At 74.5% G+C, this 18,825-nt stretch carries 14 protein-coding genes; 6 read left to right on the forward strand and 8 right to left on the reverse strand.

From position 1 onward, the window contains the following. Positions 1-99 precede the first annotated feature (99 nt). From ACZ7JZ_RS13540 to ACZ7JZ_RS13560, 5 genes are all read right to left on the reverse strand, one after another. On the reverse strand, positions 100-2,352 hold the full coding sequence (locus ACZ7JZ_RS13540) for a TIR domain-containing protein (RefSeq protein WP_470937587.1): 2,253 nt from the start codon (positions 2,350-2,352) through the stop codon (positions 100-102). 67 nt (positions 2,353-2,419) lie between these two features. Beyond that, the gene (locus ACZ7JZ_RS13545) at positions 2,420-3,520 is read right to left on the reverse strand and encodes a toll/interleukin-1 receptor domain-containing protein (RefSeq protein ID WP_470937590.1); all 1,101 of its coding nucleotides are present in this window, start codon (positions 3,518-3,520) and stop codon (positions 2,420-2,422) included. Next, positions 3,517-5,691: a GTPase gene (locus tag ACZ7JZ_RS13550; RefSeq protein WP_470937593.1), complete on the reverse strand. Its 2,175-nt coding sequence runs from the start codon at positions 5,689-5,691 to the stop codon at positions 3,517-3,519. The genes ACZ7JZ_RS13545 and ACZ7JZ_RS13550 overlap by 4 nt, the downstream gene beginning before the upstream one ends. Further along, positions 5,691-9,713 (reverse strand): GTPase, encoded by a 4,023-nt coding sequence (locus ACZ7JZ_RS13555; RefSeq protein WP_470937596.1) that lies wholly within the window; start codon positions 9,711-9,713, stop codon positions 5,691-5,693. The genes ACZ7JZ_RS13550 and ACZ7JZ_RS13555 overlap by 1 nt, the downstream gene beginning before the upstream one ends. A 552-nt stretch (positions 9,714-10,265) precedes the next feature. Continuing rightward, the gene (locus ACZ7JZ_RS13560) at positions 10,266-10,865 is read right to left on the reverse strand and encodes a hypothetical protein (protein ID WP_470937599.1); all 600 of its coding nucleotides are present in this window, start codon (positions 10,863-10,865) and stop codon (positions 10,266-10,268) included. Positions 10,866-11,147: 282 nt separating this feature from the next. Between ACZ7JZ_RS13560 and ACZ7JZ_RS13565 the strand changes: the two genes are divergently transcribed. From ACZ7JZ_RS13565 to ACZ7JZ_RS13590, 6 genes are all read left to right on the forward strand, one after another. Further along, entirely contained in the window at positions 11,148-12,635 is a 1,488-nt protein-coding gene (locus ACZ7JZ_RS13565; protein ID WP_470937602.1) for a B12-binding domain-containing radical SAM protein, read from the forward strand. Positions 12,636-12,704: 69 nt separating this feature from the next. Continuing rightward, positions 12,705-13,367 (forward strand): leucine efflux protein LeuE, encoded by a 663-nt coding sequence (leuE, locus tag ACZ7JZ_RS13570; RefSeq protein WP_470937605.1) that lies wholly within the window; start codon positions 12,705-12,707, stop codon positions 13,365-13,367. 215 nt (positions 13,368-13,582) lie between these two features. After that, complete coding sequence (locus ACZ7JZ_RS13575) at positions 13,583-14,398, forward strand: hypothetical protein (protein WP_470937608.1); 816 nt, start codon at positions 13,583-13,585, stop codon at positions 14,396-14,398. Positions 14,399-14,507: 109 nt separating this feature from the next. Next, positions 14,508-15,374, forward strand: a complete 867-nt coding sequence (locus ACZ7JZ_RS13580; protein WP_470937611.1) for an alpha/beta fold hydrolase — start codon at positions 14,508-14,510, stop codon at positions 15,372-15,374. Next, positions 15,371-16,042 carry a hypothetical protein gene (locus ACZ7JZ_RS13585; protein WP_470937614.1) on the forward strand — a complete coding sequence of 224 codons (672 nt, stop codon included), beginning with the start codon at positions 15,371-15,373 and terminating at the stop codon, positions 16,040-16,042. Before ACZ7JZ_RS13580 ends, ACZ7JZ_RS13585 begins: the two co-directional genes overlap by 4 nt. 62 nt (positions 16,043-16,104) lie before the next feature. Continuing rightward, entirely contained in the window at positions 16,105-16,674 is a 570-nt protein-coding gene (locus ACZ7JZ_RS13590) for a YbaK/EbsC family protein (protein ID WP_470937617.1), read from the forward strand. 30 nt (positions 16,675-16,704) lie between these two features. Here the strand turns inward: ACZ7JZ_RS13590 and ACZ7JZ_RS13595 are convergent, their stop codons facing one another. From ACZ7JZ_RS13595 to ACZ7JZ_RS13605, 3 genes are all read right to left on the reverse strand, one after another. Then, a complete protein-coding gene (locus ACZ7JZ_RS13595) occupies positions 16,705-17,067 on the reverse strand; it encodes a DUF3140 domain-containing protein (protein WP_470937620.1) in 363 nt (120 codons plus the stop codon). 469 nt (positions 17,068-17,536) lie between these two features. Further along, positions 17,537-17,788, reverse strand: a complete 252-nt coding sequence (locus ACZ7JZ_RS13600) for a hypothetical protein (protein WP_470937623.1) — start codon at positions 17,786-17,788, stop codon at positions 17,537-17,539. Between the two features lie 346 nt (positions 17,789-18,134). After that, positions 18,135-18,740 (reverse strand): dihydrofolate reductase family protein, encoded by a 606-nt coding sequence (locus ACZ7JZ_RS13605; RefSeq protein WP_470937625.1) that lies wholly within the window; start codon positions 18,738-18,740, stop codon positions 18,135-18,137. Between the last annotated feature and the right edge of the window lie 85 nt (positions 18,741-18,825).

Here is an 18,825-nt window from a genome sequence, read left to right on the forward strand (position 1 = left end):
TTCGTCACTGCGACGATAATGGCGGGGCTGTATATCGTCAAGGGGACGAGAAAGGGTTGCGGGGGAGCACGGCTACACCCCTCGGCCACGGGCGCGCCGCTACGCGGTGGGGCGGGTACGCCGGGGCAGTGCCCACAGGAGGTCGTCGGCGGTCTTGCGCCAGGAGTGGGCCTGCTGGAGCGTCTCCCTCAGCTTCGCGACGTCCTTGAACGCCGCCGGCAGGTCGGTCAGCACCTCCTCGATGGCATCGCTCCACCGCGCTGCGTCCTCGCCGTCGTCACGGGTGGGCACGACGTACTTCTTCGCCTCCCGGACGCCCAGCACGCTGGTCAGCAGCTGGGCGATCCCGCTCGTACTGCTGACCAGGGTGGGCGTGGCGGCGGCGATGGCCTCGGTGGCCGACAGCCCGAAGGCCTCGGCTCGCGAGGGCAGCACCAGCAGGCTCGCCGTGCCCAGGTCTGCCGTCCTGTCGGCGGCGTCCGCGCTGAACGGCCGGATGACCAGGTGCCTGCCCGACGAGCCCTCGGGTACGAGCAGCGACCGCAGCCGGTCCGCGCCGTCGCCCTCCGCCGGGGCCCCCCGGACGAAGAGCCGGGTGCCCGCCAGGGCCGCGTTCCGCCCGACGAGCAGGGAGACCGCGTCCGCCGCCGTGTCCAGGCCCTTGACCTTGACGTCCTCCGTGCGCCCGAGCACCAGGACGCGGGGGCTCCCCGGCGGCGGCGTACGGGCCCCGGGTCCGCCTTCGGACGACGTGGCCCGCTCCGCTGCGCAGGGCCCGTCGAACCCGGGCACGAGCAGTTCCAGGGGGCGCCCGGGGAAGCTGGCCGCGTACCGCTCCTGCAGGACCCCGCCCACCGCGAAGGCCTGGTCCGCACTGATCCCCAGGGCCTCCTCCACCTTGCTGCGCTCGGCGGCGAGCAGGGCCGCCTGGCCCGCGCGGTGGTCCTTGAGCCATTCCAGGTCGTCGGGGTCCATGTGCAGGACGTGCGCGCGGAGCGCGCCCGGGTAGTGGTCCTCGGCGAGGATCTGCGCGGCCCGCCCGGTGATCCGTCCGTGGCCGATGACCAGGTCCGGCGGGTCCGGCAGCAGTTCCTCCGGGGGCTTGCGGAACAGCGACCACTCCTCCGCCCAGGCGGCCCCCCGCTCACGCGTCGCCGCCTCCAGCAGGGTCACCCCCGAGCGGCGTGCGTCGAAACGCTCCTCGTCGTCGGCCGAGGGCACCAGGCAGTACACCGTCGCCCCGGCCTCCACGAGCCCGCGGCACAGGCGGCGGTTGAAGGTGCTCAGGCCGCCCTTCCGGGAGAACCACTCGGTCGCCACGGCCAGGATCCGCCACGGGGCGGGCTGTTCGGGGACCGGGAGCGGCTCGTACCCGTGCGCGTAGAACGCCGTCCAGCTCGGGTCGCCCGACAGGGCCAGCGTGTGCCCCGCCGGGGGCGGCAGCAGCGGGCCGAGGACGGCGGGCGCGGCGGCCCCCGCCAGGATGACGAGCCAGCGCCCGTTCCGGTCCAGGTGCGCGAGGAGGTCCGCGGCCCGGTCACCGGGCTCCACGGGGGGAAGGTCCAGCCGGTCGGCGAGTTCCGCGTACGCGGCGGACAGCTCGGCCCGGTCGGCTGCCGGGACCCGCCACACCATGTCGTACTGGGAGGCGAAACGGCGGGCGTACTCGGCGGCCACCTCCTCGGCGCCGGTGCCGTCGGCCGCGGGCGAGACGTCCACCGCGGCGCCGCCCTGGGCGAGCAGCTTCTCCCGCAGCACCTGGACGAGCGTCTCCCGCCCGAAGCCCGCGCCGCCCGGATCCTCATCCGTGTCGGCGGCCGGGGGGAGGTTCGACAGGGCGGGGGAGGCGGTGGCGGGGTGGCGCGGCGGTGCGGGCGGCGGACCCGCCGGGGCGGGGGCCACCTGTACGGGTTCCTGTGCCCCTGGGGTGTCCCGGGCCGCTGGCTCCCCGTCGTCCTCCGTCCGGCCCGCGGCCCCGGCGACCGCGTCGAGGAGGGAGCGGGCGGCGTCCTCCTGCCCCACGGCGTACAGCGGGAGGGGCTGCAGCGCCGCGAGCGCGGGCGGCAGCAGGTGGCCGGGGACCGGCTCCACGAGCACCGCCACCAGGCGGCCGGTGCGGCCGACCGCGTCGGACCACTGCCCGGCCGTCCACGAGCCGTCGAGGTAGGCGCGGGAGACGAGAAGGAGCACCACGGTGTCCGCCCCCGCATCGGCGTCCAGCCGGTCCGTGGCCAGCCGGGCGGACCACACCCACGGATCGGACACCACCCGGTGCCCGGCCCGCTGCAGCTCCCACGCGATCCATTCGGCCCAACTCCGGTCCCGGCCCACGTGGTTGACCACTACGTGCACGAAGTTCCGCCTCTCCCCCCGGCCCCTGCGGCCACCCTACTGCGCAGCCCGCGGTCCGGACGGCGGTTCACGCCGCCCAGGCCCGCAGGGCCGGGGACACCGCCGTCAGCAGCAGGGCCCCGCGGGGCCGCAGCAGGACCACGCGCTCGTCCGCGGCGAGTTCCTCCAGCTGCTGGCGGACCACCAGGAGCGGGGCATCGGCCGCCGCGGCCAGGTCCGTGTCCGGCAGGGGCGGGTCCGTCTCCCGGTGCCCGGCCAGCCGGGCGATCACCCGGTGGCGCAGGGCGTTGAGCTCCGGTACGACCGAGGGGGCCGCCCGGTGGAAGCCCTGCGGGGTCACCTGGCACCACAGGATCCGGCCGCCGAGCCGGGTCGCGGACACCAGGCCCTCCGCCTCCAGCCCGGCCAGGGCCCGTTCCCGTTCCGCAGGCTCCGGGTGATCCACCGCCGACCAGTCCAACGGGCCGAGCTCGCCGGCCTCCAGGGCGAGGCGGAGCAGGCGGCGCAGCAGGGCCAGGTGGTCCCCGGGCAGACCGGGGAACGGCGGGGGCAGCGGGGGGCCGACGGGGGCGGGCGCGGTGTACGGGACGGCTGGGGTGGAGGAGGTGGCCGGGTCGGGCTGCCCCGCGCCCGCGACTCGGCCCGCTGCTCTCGCCTCTCGGAGCCAGGACGGGGTGACGACCTCGGGCCGGTCGTCCACGCCGTACAGCACCCGGGCGATCTCCTCAGCGATCTGCGAGACCTCCGCTGCGGAGCGCCCGGTCGGGAGCGGGTGCAGGTGGGCGAGGGGAGCCGGTGCGGGAGCCCCGTCGAGCAGGACGGGTACGATCCGGCAGCCGTCCTCGATGCGGCGGAACGTCATGCTGTCCAACTGGTCTGCCAGAGCCGGGTTGTTGGCCCAGTGCCGGGAATGCACGAGCACGATCGCGTCGGACTCGGCGATCGCCTCGGAGTAGAACTTGCGGGCGACGCTGTCGCCGTACCTGACCTCCCAGAAATCCGCCCAGGTCCTCACCCCGTTGTCGGCCAGGCCGTGCGCCAGGGCCCTGGTGAACTCCTGGTCGGCCGTGGCATGGCAGAGGAAGGCCCGGGGCGGGTCGGGTGGCGCCGTACCTCGGCCCGCCGTGCCCGCCTCCCCGGTCGGGGGCTGCTGGTGGTCCGGGGTCATCTCGGCGCCCCTTCGAGGAGTTCCTTCAGGACGGCGACGGCCCCGGTCAGCTCCTCGCGCCGGGCCAGCGCCGGTGCGAGGAGGGAGTCCGGGGTCTGCCGGGCCCGCAGGACCCCGCCGACCCGCTCGGCCTCCTGGACCCACTCGCGCTCGGCGACGGCGGCGAGCGCCTCGGTGAGCTCGCCGATGCGCTGCCGCTGCTTCGCCTCCCGGGCGGAGCGGTCCTTCTCCTCCTGCTCGCCCCGGTGGACCCGCCACAGCTGGAACGCCTGGGCGAGGCCCTGCGCCACGGGCACCGCCAGGGAGAAGGCGGGGTGGTCGTGTCCGGCGGCCGGCAGCACGAGCGGGTCGGCCGGCGCGGGACCCGCCGCCCGGAAGGCGTCGACCCCGTCGCCCGGTGCGCCGCCGTCCTCCAGGCCCGCGCCCGCCGGGCCCCCGCCCGGCGCCCCGGCCCACGGGGCCGACGGGTCCTCCGTACGGGGGCTGCCGTCCGGGTCCGGGCCCCGGGCGCCGTACGGATCCGCAGCAGGGTCCGGAGAATCCGCAGGGTCCGGAGGGGAGTCCGCGGAATCCGGGACCCGTACGGGGTCTGCCGGGCCCGCGGCGGGACCGCGGTGCGACGGCGGGCCGCCCTGGTCGGGGAGGGCCGCGGGCCGGGCCGCGCGGGTGCCGGGGTGCTTGCCGACGTGGGCGTCCAGGAAGTCCGCCAGCTCCCGGCGGACCGTGCGCAGGGCCTCCTCGTGGGACCGCTCCATCTTCCGGGCGGCCAGCCGCTGCACGACCGCGTCGATCGAGGTGATGTTCAGCCAGAGGGCCTGGTCGATGCGTGCGGAGGCACCGGCCGGTGCCGGGGTGCCGAGTCCCTTCGCGCGTTCGACGATCTCCGCGACCTGGTCGGCGTAGGCGAGGAAGGGCTGGATCCCCGGCTGCGAGCGCGCCTCCTCCTGGGCCTGGTCGGCCTGCCGCGCGAGGAGGCGCAGCTGCGTGGTCCACTTGCTGTCCCAGGCCCGTGCGGTCTCCGCGACCAGCTGCAGCGCCGCTTCGGCCAGGGCCGTGTCGGTCGCGTCCTGGAGGAGGGCGGCGTCCAGGGTGCGCAGCCGCTCGTGCATCTGCCGGCGCAGCTGGGCGGAGGCGTTGTCCTTCAGCGCCGCCAACTCGGCCTCCAGCAGGAGGAAGCGCTTCCTGCGCAGCTCACCGCCCTCGATCACCCCGCCGAGACCGGCGATCTCGCTCCCCGCCAGGTCGACGGCCCGGCGGGCGTGGGCGCACCAGTACCGGACCCCGGCGGCCGCGCGGAGTTCCGCGGTGCGCGGTACGAGCGCCGCCAGGTCCGCGCGGAGCGCTTCGATACCGTCCCAGTCGCGGCACACCGCGTAGTGGGTCCTCCTGAGCTGGTCGGTGCGCAGCCCGGCCGTCATGCCGCCCGGGTCCGCCGTGACGAAGTGCACCGGCGGCAGGGGCTCGACGACCTTCACCGCGCGGAACTTGGCCCGTATCGACTCGCGCAGTGTCGCGGCCAGTTCGCCGAAGCCCGCGGTGCCCGGGATGCGGCCGCGGTCGTCGCTCTTCGTCAGCGCGAGCAGCAGGGCCCCCGGGGGCAGCGGCCGGGGGCGTTCGGGGTCCACGAAACTGCCCTTGGCCAGGGCGAGCACCTCGCCCTCGGCGGTGCCCGCGGGCTCCTGGTCGAGGACCAGCAGGACCGCGTCGGCCGTCAGCAGCGCCAGGGCGGCCCGGTCGGCGTGCTCGGCGTCCCCCGCACCGAGGCCCGGCGTGTCCACGTACCGCAGCTCCTGCGACCAGGCCTCCGCGTTCCGGTACGTCTCCTTGCGGGCGCTCACCACGGCCCAGCCGGGCACGTCGGCGCCGTCCTCGACCAGGAGGCGGCGCAGCAGGGTGGTCTTGCCGGCGTTCTGCGTGCCGAACAGCACCACGGTGGGGCCGGGCCGGTCCGCGGCCTCCTGCCAGCCGGCCTCCGCGAGGTCGGCCGCGGGGCCGCCGGCGGCCGCCCGGTACGCCGCGCGGATCCGGGCGGTCCAGTCCGCGCCGCCGCCTGCAGGGCCGGCCGCCCGGCCCGCGGCCGCGGTGCCGTACGGGCCCGCGGTGCCGTGCTGCGGGCCGCCGGGGGCCGTGCCCTCGGGCCGGGGTCCCGGCGGGGTGTACGAACCGGTCATCACGGTCCCTTCGTTCGAGAGGAGGACGGGTTCGGGGACGGCGCGCGGCCGGCGGCTCCGGGGCCCTGCCGCTGGGCGGGCAGGGCGGGGATGCCGAGCCGGGCGGCGGCACCCGCGGCCGCCCCCTCGTACCGCTTCAGGCGCTGCTGTACGCCGGCGAGTTCGTCCAGCGCCCTGTTCTGCCGGTCGGTGTAGCGGATCGCGAGGGTGTCGAGGCGCCCGCAGACCTCCTCGACCGGGGCCAGCCCGCCGCGCACCCCCGTCGCCCAGGTGTCGGCGGAGCGGCCGACGGCCGTCAGCAGCGCCTTGCGGGCGGCCTCGACCTTCTTCTCCCGCGAGGTCTCCGTCGTGAGCTTGGCGATCATGCTGATGGAGTTCAGGATCTTCAGGAAGCCGCTGCCCCACGCCAGGTCGTCCAGCAGCGCGGCCGCCTGGCCGTGTTCGAGGAGCACGCCGAGATGGCCCGCGAAGTCGACGAGGTCGTCCGTCCGCAGCCGGGCCAGGCCCCCGGCGGCCGTCAGGGTGTCGCGCGCGAGTGCGGAACCGCTGTCCGTGGCGGGCAGCGTCAGCAGGTCGAGGATGTCCGTGTCGTCCTCCGGCGGTCCGTCGGGCAGGGTGAGGAGGAAGCGCTTCGACGTCAGCCGGCGCTGCAGGGCGGCGCGGACCCCGGCGAGCCACTGCTCGGCCCCGGTGACCGCCCCGTCGCGGACCGGCTGCCAGTCGGTCCGGAACTCCGGGTCGGCGGCCCAGTGGTCCAGGCGGGCGCCGCGCTCCTTGCGGACGGAGGGCTCCAGGCCGGGGGCCATGGTCTCGTCCACGATGCGGGCGGTGAAGGCGCGGGCGGTCCGCCGGGCGTCCTGCACCGCCGCCGCAACGAGGTCCCGGCCCTCGCGCGCACCCGCGGCGGCATCCTCGGCCAGCTCGCCGAGCCGGGCCGTGCGCTGCTCGAGGACGGCGGCCCGCTGCCGCTCCGCCTCCGCCAGTGCCGTGAGCCGGGCGAGTCCGCCGTGCAGCACGGCGACGTCGACTGCGTTGCGCCGCAGCCCCGAGCGCAGGGCGCGGACCTGCGCGGCGAAGTCGCGGAAGCCGTCCCAGTCGCGGGAGGCGTCGTAGTCGCGCGCGGTGTCGTAGCGCAGTTCGCCGGGGGCGGCGGCCATGGAGCAGATCCGGCGGTCGGCGCCGGAGCCCGCCGCGGGCCCGTCACCGGCTGCGGCGGTTGCGGCGGCGTCCCGGCCCGCGCCGTCCGCTGCCGCCCGGTCCGCGTCGAACCGCCCGAGGTACAGGCGCAGGGCCGCCTCGCGCTCCTGGACCCTCGTGCGGAACACGTGCGCGAGGCGCGGGTCCGGAGCCAGCTGGTCGATCTTGTTGATGACGAAGACGACGCGGTCGGCCTTGGCCACCCGGCCCTCCTGCGGACTGCCGCGCAGCAGCAGCGACAGATCGGCCCGGTCGCCCGTCACCAGGTCCGGCCCGACCACGTAGAACACGGCCGCTGCGTCGGCGAGCGCGGCGACCGCCGCGGCCGTGTGCGGTTCGGCACCGCTCTGGAACCCGGGCGTGTCGACGAGCAGGACACCCTCCCATTCGTACGCGGACGCCACAGCGGTGACGGGGCCCGCGGCGATGCGCAGGCCGTCGGGTACGGGCAGTCCGGACTCGACCAGCAGCCGCCGGACGAACGTGGACTTCCCGGCGTTCGTCGCGCCCGCGACGACGACCCGGGGCCGCGGGTCCGCGGCCAGGGCGTCCAGCTCCCGGAGGAGCCCGGCCGCCTCGGCCGTCCCGTCGAGGTCCTGGTGCAGCAGCCCCAGCCACTGCAGTCCGCTCCCGGGGGACGGCAGCGCGGTACGGGCCGAGAAGGCCGAGCGCAGCCGCATGAAGATGCCCTCGGTGAAGCGCGGAGTGGACCGGGACCGGCCGCCGCCCGCCCCGTCCGCGGCCGGCTCGGCCAGGTTGTACGGGTCGCCGCACCACGAGGCCCCCAGCCAGTACCCGTCCGGCGCCCCCGCCGCGCCCTGCGCCCGTTCCGTCCGTACGACGGCCCCGTACAGCACGTCGGCGGGCTCGACCCGCTCCGGCAGGGCCGCGGCCGCCTGCCGCAGCCGCGCCGAGTCCCGGTCCGCGTCGGCCGCGATCCGCCGCAGCGACAGCCCTTCCGCGACGAGGGGGGACGCCGCGCCCAGCAGCGCGGCGCGCACGAGCCGGTCCCCGAGCGCCAGCACCTTCGTGTCGGTCTCGGCGAAGTACGCGCGGACCGCGCGCCGCACCTCCTGCCGGCTCTCGATCCGGGCGCTCTCGCGCAGCCGGGCCGCCTTGCCCAGGCCGAATCGGCTCAGCAGCCGCCCGCCCACGTACGCCAGGGATCCGCCGACCGCCGCGCCGACGATGACCCAGCCGACCGGGTTCCACAGGTTCGTCATCGCGACGGCGCCCACCGCGGGGCCGAGGATCCCGCCGACGGCGCTGATGCCGCCCGTCCAGAAGCCCATCCGGCGCAGACCGCCGCCCGTGGCCCCGGCCACCCGGAGCTGCGGGGCGGCCACCGCCTCCAGGTTGGCTCGGGCCTCGTCGGCCGCCAGCGCGAGCCGGCCCGTCAGATGGGCCTCGAACTCCGCGAGCACGCCGTCCACGGCGGCGGTCAGCGGCGCGGCCGGCAGCACCGTCCTGGTGAACTCCTCCTCCGATATCTCCCGGCGCTCCCGGAAGCCGGTCTCGACCAGCTCCTCCGCCCGGATCTCGGCGCCCGCACGCAGCGGGGCCGTCACGGCGCCCAGCCGGTGCGCCAGGAACCGGCGGACCTCGCCCGTGGAGTCCGCCTCGAACCGGCCGCCGCGCAGCCGCTCCAGCTCGCCGAGCGCCGTGCACAGCGCCGCCTCCGCCGCCGCGTCCGCGTCATCGGGGGCGGCCCCGGCGCCCGCCGCCCCCTGCCGGGGCGGGGCAGGGCGGCCGAGCGTGACGAGCAGCTCCCCGATGCCGGCCTCGTGCTGTGCGGCGTAGGAGAGGACCGGGTCGGTCAGGACGCGCGACAGCTCCCCGGCGACCTCGGTGAACGCCCCCCTCAGCCGGCCGGTGAGGGCGCCGAGCCGCAGGTCCTGCGCCCCCTCGGCCACCGCCTCCACGAGCAGGCTCTCCAGCGCGGGCAGGTTCGACCAGCTCAGGAGCAGCTCGCGGCCGCTGCGGTACGGCAGGTCGGAGCCGCCGGTCCGCACCAGCCGGTCGGCCAGCCCGCGCAGGAACTCCACCGTCTCCAGGTCGGGCCCCCGGTAGTCGTCCGCCGCCCGCGCGGCCGCGGCGCGCTGGGCGCTGATCGCGACCAGGGGGACCCGGGCGAGCCCGCGGACGCCCAGGTGCTCGCGGATGTTGGCGGCGTGCTCGGCCACCATGGCCGACAGCTGGGAGCGCAGATCGCCCACGGAGACCTGCGAGGGGTCCCGCCAGTAGCGGTTGCGCACGTTCAGCACGGCGACGGCCGGCTTCCCGTACGCCAGCACCCACTCGGCCACCTTGTCGAACTCGCCCGCGAGCTGGTGCAGCGTGTCGAAGCAGAGCAGGACCACGTCGGCGGCGAGGACGGCGCGCCGGGCCTCCTCCTCCAGGTGCTGGTTCGCGCCCCCGGCACGCCAGCCGTTGGTGCCCGGGGTGTCCATGACCCGCAGTCCCCGCCAGGCGGCGGTGTCCACGGTGGTCGTGTAGTCGATGTCCCCGGTGGAGATCCGGGCGCCGCTGCCCCCCGTGAGCGCCTCCACGAGGGTGCTCTTGCCGCAGTTGGTGCGCCCGAACAGGACGATGTTGAACGTGTCCATGGCCTCCAGCCGGGACGCCGCGAGTTCACGCACGGCGGCCACCGCGCGCTCCCGCACCGCGCGCTCCTCGTCCAGCAGCCCCGACAGGTCTTCGCCCGCGCGCTCCTGCGGAGCCAACTGCCCGGCCAACTCCTCTGTGAGCAATCGGAGTTCACCCACCATCGGCGCGCAGTCGGCCACCGCCCGCGCGGCGGCCTCAGCCAGCCGGGTCTCTTCCATAGGCCCCCTCCGAATGTCCCGCCCTCACCGTGCCGTGCCGTGTGCTGCGCCGCCCTGTGCCCCGCCCCACCCCGCCCGCATCGCCGTGTCCGGGCGGGCGCTCTTGACATCCCCCGCCGCCGCGTCTCGCGGCGCGCCCCCGCATCCTCCCCCCGCCCCGGCCCCCCGAAGCCTCCCGCACCCGCCCGAGTCCGCCTGTCCTGGTCGACGGGTTCCCCGAAGGGCCGGTCGGCGGAGCCGAACCGGTGTCGCGGGTGCCCTCCTACGCCCGGCTCGTGGGCACGGCCGTACCGCATTCCGCGCACGCGGCGGGGAGCCGGGACTCGGGAGCTGGGACTCCGCATGGGCGCCGGTGTCAGGCGGCCATCGTCTGCAGCTGTGCGACCGCGTACGGGCGGGCGCCGCGACGTGAGGGCGCGGAGGAGGCCGGCAGCCGCGCGGTGCGCAGGCCTGATGCGCACCCGCACGGTCCGCTCACCGAGGAGTTCCCCGCCCGGTGCACCGCCCCGGCCCCACCCGGCAGGTCCCCCGCCCCACTCCGTGGGCCCCGCCTCACCCCGTGGGCCGCGGCGACCTGCAGCTCTCCTGCTCGGTCTCCGTCATCGGGCCCGTCCGCTGGTAGAAGCGGTCCGACAGGGTCGGGGACGGGCCCTCGAAGGAACCCGTCAGCACCTGCGCGCGGCCGTCCCCGTCGGTCACCGTGAACGAGCCGCTGCCCGAAGCCCGCGCGGGCTGCACCTCCACCCAGGAGACCTCCCGCGGACCGACGGTCTCGGTCACACTGCGGTAGGCGTCCTCGGACCAGGTGAACCGGGCCGGGCGGCGCAGCCCCCGCGGGGTGGAGCCGCCGGTGAACTCGGCCGTCCCGTCGCGCTCCACCGTCACGGGGCGCTCCTGGCGCACGGTCTCGCGCGTGCAGTTGACGAAGGTGTCCCCGACGAGCCTGGACGGCCCGTGGAAGGACCGGCTCCCGCCGAGGTCGGCCGCCACCGTGCAGGACCAGCTGCCGGCGCCGTCCCAGCACAGCCCGTACACACCGGTACCGAGGTCGGTGGACCGCGCCACCCGGTCGTGGCCGGCGGCCGGCGCGGCGGGGAGGGCGAACGAGGCCAGGGAGACCGAGGCCAGCAGGGCAGTGGTGAGCATCCTCATGCCCCACCCCTAACACCCCTCCCGCCCGGCCCCGTTGCACCCCGCCGTCACCGAGGCGGCCCACAGTCTCGTATCACCCGGACGGTCCAGAGCGTCCGGCGCGTGCAGAGGAACACCCTCCCGGGACCGGACAATGTCAGGTCATCCGGATCCGACCCCACCCCTGGCCGATTGCTGACTGCTGCACGCACTTCTCGTGTGCAATCGTTCATGATCCGTCAGTGCGGAGGGGCTGCCGTCGGCGCCTCCGCTTCGCTCCGTGAACCAGGTGGTGGAAAGACGTTGAAGGTACTGCTCGCCAACGCCCCCAACCCCACGGCGAACAGGAACGCATCGAACTACGCCTGCTATCCCCACATCGGCGTGGTCCAGCTCGCCACGGGAATCCGGGACGCCTTGGGGGACCGCGTACAGATCCGGGTGGTGGACGGCGGGATCGGAAACACCGGGACCGTGCAGCAGGCCATCCGCGCATTCGCTCCCGACCTCGTCGGAATCAGCGCGCTGACCCCGACCTACTCCGAGGCGCTGCGGATCGCCGAGACCGCCAAGGCGGGCGGGGCGAAAGTCGTCCTCGGCGACGACCACGCGATCTTCTTCCCCGAGATGATCCTCCGCAACAGGCCCCAGATCGACTACGTGATAGCCAATGACGGCGGCGAGATACCGTTCGTCCAGCTCGTCCGCGCACTGATCGAGGGAAGTCCCCTCTCCGGCGTCTCTTCCCTCGCCCACCGGCACGAAGGCCGCATCCGGCTCAACCCGGCACCGAAATACGCGCTCTCCCTGCGCAATACGATTCCGGACCTCTCCTTCATCGACGACGTGCTCGACGTGTACGCGGAGAACTACTCCGCACAGTTCGGCCACCTCCACGGCCACCGCGTCCGGCCCGTCACGGTGAACAACGCGCGCGGCTGCGAGAACGGCCACAAGCGCTGCACCTACTGCTCGATCGCCGACCTCACCGTCAACACCGGCGACCCGCGCGGCTTCTGGAAGATGCTCGACCAGTACCACCGCGGGCACGGCATCAACCTCTTCTTCGAGGTGTACGACAGCTTCACGGCCAGCCCCCGCTACGTCGACGCGCTCATCGAGGCCACCCCGCCGCACCTGAAGCGCCTGATCGACGACGGCGACATCCAGATCATGGTCTACGCCCGCGCCCTCGGACTCACCAAGCGGAACAACGTCGACAAGCTCCGCCGCCTGGGCGTCACGCGCGCCAACATCGGACTGGACGCCGCCGACCCCGAAATGCTCGAAGCCCAGCGCAAGAACAAGACCACGGGCGAGACCAACCTCGAAGCCATCCGGATGCTCAACAAGGCCGGCATCTCCGTGCACGCCTCCTACATCGCCGGCGCCCCCGGGGAGCGGCAGGAGACCCTGGACCGGACCATTTCCGGAATCCGCCGGATGCTGGGCGAGGTGGAGCTCTCCTCCGTGGAGTTCTCGCGCTTCATCCCGCTGCCCAACAGCCCCGCATGGGATCTCCTGGTCGACTACGAAAGGCCCAACTTCTTCAAGGACAGCGCCGAGATCGACGGATACCTGGCCGCCCTCGGCCTCACCGTCACCCCCGGTGACCGCAAGGAGATGTCCGCCAGATTCGGGAACCGGGACCTCCTCGACATCGACGAACTCGGGGCCTTCTGGGCCGACAACTTCACACACATCAGCGAGGAGTACGCGCTGGAGCGCATCGCAGAAGTGGACGAGATGGTGACGGCGCACGACGTGCGCACGGGAAACAACGTCGGATAGGCGAACCGGCGGAATGGCGGACAACCGCTGCCCGGCGGACGGCCGGGAGACCGGGAGGAGGGTGCGGGAATGCTGGGAGTGGAGAACCTGCTCACCTACACCGCGGGTGCGCTGCTGATCATCCTGCTGCCGGGGCCGAGCTCCCTGTTCACCCTCTCCGTGGCGGCCCGCCTGGGCGTCAGGGCCGGCTACCGCGCGGCAGCCGGCGTGTTCCTGGGCGAGAGCCTCCTCATGCTGGCGACCGCGGCCGGACTCGCCTCGCTGCTCCTGGGCAACGACCTGCTGTTCGCCATCGTGAAGTACGCCGGGGCCGGCTACCTGACCTGGATCGCCGTGGGCATGATCAGGGCGGCCCGGACCATGTGGCGGCGCCGCGAGGCCCCGACCGGCGGCGGACAGGATCCGGCGCCGGTCGCGGCACCGGCCCCGTCCGGCCGCCTCTTCCGCCGCTCGCTGCTGATCACCGTCCTCAATCCGAAGGCGATCCTCTTCTTCATCTCGTTCTTCGTGCAGTTCGTCGACCCGGACTACGGCTACCCGGCCCTGTCCTTCGCCCTGCTCGCCCTCGTCTACCAGCTGATCAGCGTGGCCTACGTGACCGCGCTGATCCTCGGCGGCACCTGTCTCGCCGCCCAGTTCCGCCGCCGCCGGAAACTCTCGGCGGGCCTCACGACGGGAGCGGGCGCCCTCTTCCTCGGCTTCGCAGCCAAACTCGCCGCCACGGGCAACTGAACCGGCCGGGTCCGTCGCAGGCCTGTCCTCCGCGGGAACACCGTTCCCGCTCCAGGCCCCCGCGCCTGAAGAACCAGCACCCAACGCGCGTGCACACACCTATAGTTGCCGCATCGCCGGGGGACCGCCGCTGGGCTCCCCGACGGGCGGCGTTTCACGAGGCGGGGGTGCGTCAGATGGTTCGCGTGCGGGGCAGTTACGAGTATCCCGAAGGGATGACCCCCGGCCAGGCGAAGGACGGCGGACTCCACCAGAACCTGTACGAGGACGGCCGGCTCAGCGGCCACGCGAAGTTCATCCCCGACGCGGACCAGGACGACGACGAGGAGGACGAGTTCTACGGCGGTGGAGCCTGGTACGCGGGCCAGGGCCACGGGGCGCACGCCTCGGGCGCGGACGGGTGCACCTGCCACTGCGCTGCGCACGAGCAGGAGCGGGTGAACGTCGAAGAGCTGATCGAACTCCTCGTCATCCTCGTCACGTTCGCAGAGTGGAGTGCGCCGCGGCTCAAGAAGTGGTGGATCAACCAGGCCCGCCCGTTCGTGCAGTCGACCCGCAGCCGGCTCGCCCGCCCGCGCCCGAAACGGCGCCGCGAGGAGGAGCGGGAACAGGATCTGGATCAGGGTCAGGGACGACAGCAGGAGCAGGGCGCCGACCTGGTCGAGGAGCCCGTGGTGGTGATGGACGGCGACGAGGCGTCCGAGCGGTTCGCCGCCGCCCTGCTCGCCAGGCTGTTCAGCGAGGAGCAGATGCGCATCCTGAGCAGGGCCTGGATCAGGGACGGCAGCAGCGGTGGGGACGGCAGGGGAGACGCGGTCGGCCCGACGGCCCCGGCCTCCGCGGAACTGGAGCGGCTGACACCGCAGCAGATCGGCGACAACGTGCGGGCGATCCTCCACGAGAACCCCGCGCTCCTCACCCGGGACTCCCTGTCCGAACTCGGCCGGAACTTCTCGAAGATCAAGGCCCTGGGAGCCCGGATGCACGCCGTGGAGCGGCGCACGGCCCGCAAGCGCGAGCTCTCCGGCTGACGCCCGTAGCCCGCGCGGCCGTCGGGTCCGTCCGCCTGCCCCTGGCATCCCCCGCCCGGCATCCGAAATACCGGTGCCGCCCGGTGACCGCATGGCTAGGGTGCCCGCCATGCATACTCTCGACCGCAACGGCTCCCTCCGCTACGACGACGTCGGCCCGGCCGCCGGACTGCCGGTGCTGCTGGTGCACGGGCACCCCTTCAACCGCAGCCTGTGGGCGCCCCAGGTCACCGTGCTGACCGCGGCCGGATACCGGGTCGTCACCCCCGACCTGCGCGGCTACGGCAGCAGTGCCGTGACCCCGGGGAAGGTGCTCCTCTCCGACCACGCCGACGACCTCGCCGCGCTGCTCGACCACCTCGGCATCGGGCGGGCCGTGGTCGGGGGAGTCTCCATGGGCGGCCAGATCACGATGGAGTTCCACCACCGCCACCCGCACCGCGTCCACGCCCTCGTCCTGTCCGACACCTCCGCCCCCGCCGAGACCGCAGCGGGCCGGGCCCTGCGCAACGGCCTCGCCGACCGGCTCCTCGCGGAGGGGATGGACGGGTACGCGGGCGAGGTGATCGACAAGATGCTCGCCGCGTACAACGTGACCGCGATGCCGCAGACCGCCGCCCGCGTGCTCGCCATGATGCGCGCCACCGACCCCCGCGGCGCCGCCGCCGCGCTGCGCGGACGGGCCGAGCGCCGCGACTACCGCGACACGCTCCCCGCCGTCCGCGAACCGGTCCTGATCCTCGTCGGAGCGGACGACGCCTACACCCCCGTCGCGGACGCCGAGGCCATCCACCGCCTCGTCCCCCACGCCGTCCTGACCGTCGTCGAAGGCGCCGGACACCTCCCCGGAGCGGAGCAGCCCGCCGCCTTCAACACCGCACTGCTGGACTTCCTCGACGCGCACGTGCCGTCCCCCGCGACCCCCGCACCCGCCACACCGAGCCCCGCCGCGACGACTCCCCGCGCCCCCCGATGACCGGCCCGCACCCCCTCCTCGCCCGCTTCACCGACGCCGCCCACGGCCGCTTCCCGCCCTGCGACGGAGGCGTGACGGTGCTGCCGCCGCTCCCCGGCGGCCTCGCGTGCTCGGTGGCCTTCACCGGTCACGCCTTCGTCGCCACCGCCCTCACCGAGGCCGAGGTGGCGGCCGGCGCGCCCGACGGCTTCGGCGGCTCGCTGGCGCCCGACTTCCTGCGCCGCCTCGCCGGACCGGCCGGCTGGATCGGCGTCACCGACGCCACCCTCGTGGCCCGCGGCACCGGCGGCCCCGTACGCCTGGCCCGGCAGACCGGCGCGCTCGAAGACCACCCCCGCGTCCTGCACGCCCGCGAACTGCGCACCGGAGTCGAGGTCCACGGGGACGAACGGGGCCTCGTCACCCTGGCCGCAGGCCTCGCCGGGCGCCGCGAGCTGAGCATCGAACTCCACCCCGGCCACCAGGACGGCCGGGGCCACGGCCGGGCCCTCCTCACCGACGCCCTCGCCCTCCTCCCCGAAGGCGAACCGGTCTTCGCCGCCGTGTCCCCCGGCAACGCCCGCTCCCTGCGCGCCTTCCTGGCCTGCGGCTTCACCCCGGTCGGCAGCGAGGTGATCCTGAGGCCGCAGCAGCCCCGTACCGCCGCGGGCGGGCCGGACACCCCGTAGCCGGCAGGCGGCCGGCCTCCCGCCCCCGGCGCCCGCCGGGTACGGGGTGTTAGCGTGCGCGGATGCGTGCACCCGGGATCTTCGACAGGTTCGACAACGCCGTACCGGCCCCCGACTGCCTCGGGGAGCTCGTCCGGCCCGTGGCCGAGGCGGTCGGCGGCTGGTCGGGCGGGGTCCCGGCCGGGGAGTTCCTGTACGTGGACACCGACCCGGCGATCGCCGACACCGCCGCGTTCGTCGCCCACTACGGGCAGGAGCTGCTCGGGGCGTCGGCGAACTGCGTGGTGGTGGCCGCGAAGCGGGCCGGGGAGACCACCCTCGCCGCCTGCCTGGTGCCCTCGTACGGCCGGGTGGACGTGAACGGCGCCGTACGCCGCCATCTGGGCGCCCGCAAGGCCTCGTTCGCACCGATGGACACGGCGGTGGAGGCCACCGGCATGGAGTACGGCGGCATCACCGCCCTCGGCCTGCCCGCGCACTGGCCCCTGCTCGTGGACGCGGCGGTCGCCGAGATGCCGTACGTCCTGGTCGGCAGCGGCCGCCGCCGCGGCAAACTCATCGTGCCGGGCGCCGCGTTCCCCCAGATCCCGTCCGCCGAGGTCCTCCAGGACCTCGCCCTTGCCGCGCCCTGACGGCTGAACCCCGCACCCGGCGCGGCCGGGCTATGCGAGCGGGTCGTGGCCCCAGTTCTTGGGCGAGTACCGCCAGGGGGTGTCGGTGACGTCCCCGCCGGGTCGCTGCGCGAGGTGGCGGTGGACGTAGCCGACGACCTTGCGCATGTGGCGGAGGTCCTCGGCGGTGAGGTCCGCCTTCTTCTTGCGCAGGATCCTGACGATGCGGCGCCCGGAGGCGTGCCCCACGCTCTCCCCGCCGCCGTTACCGCTGCTGTCTCCGACGGCCTTCGACTCCTCGGTGCCCAGCCAGCCTTCGAGCTCGCCCGCGGTCATGTTGACCGCTTCGCCGAAGGCCTCCCGTACCTCCCGGGTGTCACGGTCGCCGTCGTCGTCGTGCTTCCCGGCCGTCATCAGGAGGACCCGCCCTTCTTGCGCAGGGCGGAGAGCCTGCCGAGATTCTCCTTGCCCATGTCCGTCTCCTCCCTCCGCCCGGCTCCCGTCCCCACCGCCCTGACGACGGCCGGTCACCGGGCGGCGCGGGCCCCGGGGGTCAAGCCGCCCGGCCGGGCCGCGGGGCGGTCCCCGTGACGGCGCCCCGGTCCCGGTCCGCCGCGTGCAGCAGTCCGACCATCCGGTCCAGGACGTCCGCGAAGTCGTCCCACGGCGCAGTAGCCGACGTACGCGGCGCAGGCGACGTACCGTCTCCGTCGCGCTCGCGCGGCCGCCCGGCACCGCCGGGGCTGCCGCTGCCGCTTCTGTCCGTGCTTCCTTGCTTCCAGGCCATGCTCACCCCTCGCCGTCCCCTTCCGGGCCGGTCCTCGGCAGTGTGACCGGGCGTTTTCCCCGCCTGCGGCGGTTCATGCGGTGCGGCCGCCGCGCCTCACCCCCGTGCCTGGCCCGGAACTCCCGCCGGCAGGGGGTCCGCGGTCACGGCGATGGTCTCGATCATCCGCCCCACCTTGTGCTGCGCCCGCGGTGCCTGGGCCAGCGGTACGCGGACCACGGCCGTGGCGGTGTCCTCCGTCGCGGTGTAGGTCAGTTCGAGGACGTGCTGCGCGTTCAGGACGGCGGTGAGCCGTGCGAGCGTGCCGTGGCCGGGCCGGAGGGTGACGGTGAACCGGGCGTGTTCCATGGTGTGTTCCTTGACGGGTCCGGAAAACGAAAAGACCCCTCGCGGATGCGAGAGGTCTGCGTGCGGGCGGCGGGTCGTCGGGGGGCTATGAGCCCGTACGCCCCGGTGCCGGCACGCTGCCGCCGATAATCAGCTGCTGCTGCATGACGGCCATGCTTGCAGGATCCGACCGCTTACTGGAAGCGCATCTCAGGATGCGGACCACGGGACGCCCGCCCGTCCGACAGTCGTACCCGTCCGGCGCCGGTCTGGCAGCTGTCCAGACCGGCGGACGGAGCGGCGTCACGCCAGAGGGGCATGGAGAGAAGTCACATCGGCAGAGGTGCAATCAAGGAGTGCAGCGGCGTCACGCGGAGGCGACGGCCGGCGGGCCATCGAGGAGGCGGGGCTTGTACTCGACCACCTGGATGCCGCCGTCGAAGGTGCGGTGGTCGGTCATCTCGAGGGCGACGTCCGGGTAGCCGTCGTAGATGCGCTCCGCGCCCGTGACGCCGGTGATCACCGGGAAGATCCCGACCCGGAAGCGGTCGACGAGCCCGGCCCGCAGCAGGGACCGGGACAGGCTGAGGCTGCCGAGCGTGCTGAGCAGCCCCGTGCCGTTCGCCTTCATGGCGCGGACCGTCTCTACGGCGTCCTCGCGGATCAGCGTGGTGTTGGCCCACGTCAGCGGTTCCTTGAGCGAGGAGGAGAACACCACCTTGGGCGCCTGGGTGAGCTCGTCGACGGAGGCTTCCTCCTCGGGCCTGAACTCGTCCGCCCCGGGCGGCACCTCGCCTGCGGCGAAGCCCGACATGACGCGGTAGGTGTTGGCTCCCATGAGGAAGGTGGCCGGGGGCTGCTCGCCGACCCACGCGAGGTACTCCGGGCCCTCCATGCCCCAGAACCCGGGCCAGCCCTCTCCCGCTGCGTAGCCGTCGAGGGAGGTGATGAAATCGACGATGAGCTCCGACATGGCGTGTCCTTTCGTGGAGTGTCATGAGCTTTGACCGCCAGGGAACCCGAAACTCATCGGCCCCGGCGGGAAAAACGTGAATTAC

Source organism: Streptomyces sp. NPDC038213 (assembly GCF_055600495.1).

Excerpts from the sequence above, each read along its gene's own strand:
- ACZ7JZ_RS13545 (WP_470937590.1), bottom strand. The coding sequence starts at position 3,520 with ATGACCCCGGACCACCAGCAGCCCCCGACCGGGGAGGCGGGCACGGCG.
- ACZ7JZ_RS13550 (WP_470937593.1), bottom strand. The coding sequence starts at position 5,691 with ATGACCGGTTCGTACACCCCGCCGGGACCCCGGCCCGAGGGCACGGCC.
- ACZ7JZ_RS13555 (WP_470937596.1), bottom strand. The coding sequence starts at position 9,713 with ATGGAAGAGACCCGGCTGGCTGAGGCCGCCGCGCGGGCGGTGGCCGAC.
- ACZ7JZ_RS13560 (WP_470937599.1), bottom strand. The coding sequence starts at position 10,865 with ATGAGGATGCTCACCACTGCCCTGCTGGCCTCGGTCTCCCTGGCCTCG.
- leuE (WP_470937605.1), top strand. The coding sequence starts at position 12,705 with ATGCTGGGAGTGGAGAACCTGCTCACCTACACCGCGGGTGCGCTGCTG.
- ACZ7JZ_RS13575 (WP_470937608.1), top strand. The coding sequence starts at position 13,583 with ATGACCCCCGGCCAGGCGAAGGACGGCGGACTCCACCAGAACCTGTAC.
- ACZ7JZ_RS13580 (WP_470937611.1), top strand. The coding sequence starts at position 14,508 with ATGCATACTCTCGACCGCAACGGCTCCCTCCGCTACGACGACGTCGGC.
- ACZ7JZ_RS13585 (WP_470937614.1), top strand. The coding sequence starts at position 15,371 with ATGACCGGCCCGCACCCCCTCCTCGCCCGCTTCACCGACGCCGCCCAC.
- ACZ7JZ_RS13590 (WP_470937617.1), top strand. The coding sequence starts at position 16,105 with ATGCGTGCACCCGGGATCTTCGACAGGTTCGACAACGCCGTACCGGCC.
- ACZ7JZ_RS13595 (WP_470937620.1), bottom strand. The coding sequence starts at position 17,067 with ATGACGGCCGGGAAGCACGACGACGACGGCGACCGTGACACCCGGGAG.
- ACZ7JZ_RS13600 (WP_470937623.1), bottom strand. The coding sequence starts at position 17,788 with ATGGAACACGCCCGGTTCACCGTCACCCTCCGGCCCGGCCACGGCACG.
- ACZ7JZ_RS13605 (WP_470937625.1), bottom strand. The coding sequence starts at position 18,740 with ATGTCGGAGCTCATCGTCGATTTCATCACCTCCCTCGACGGCTACGCA.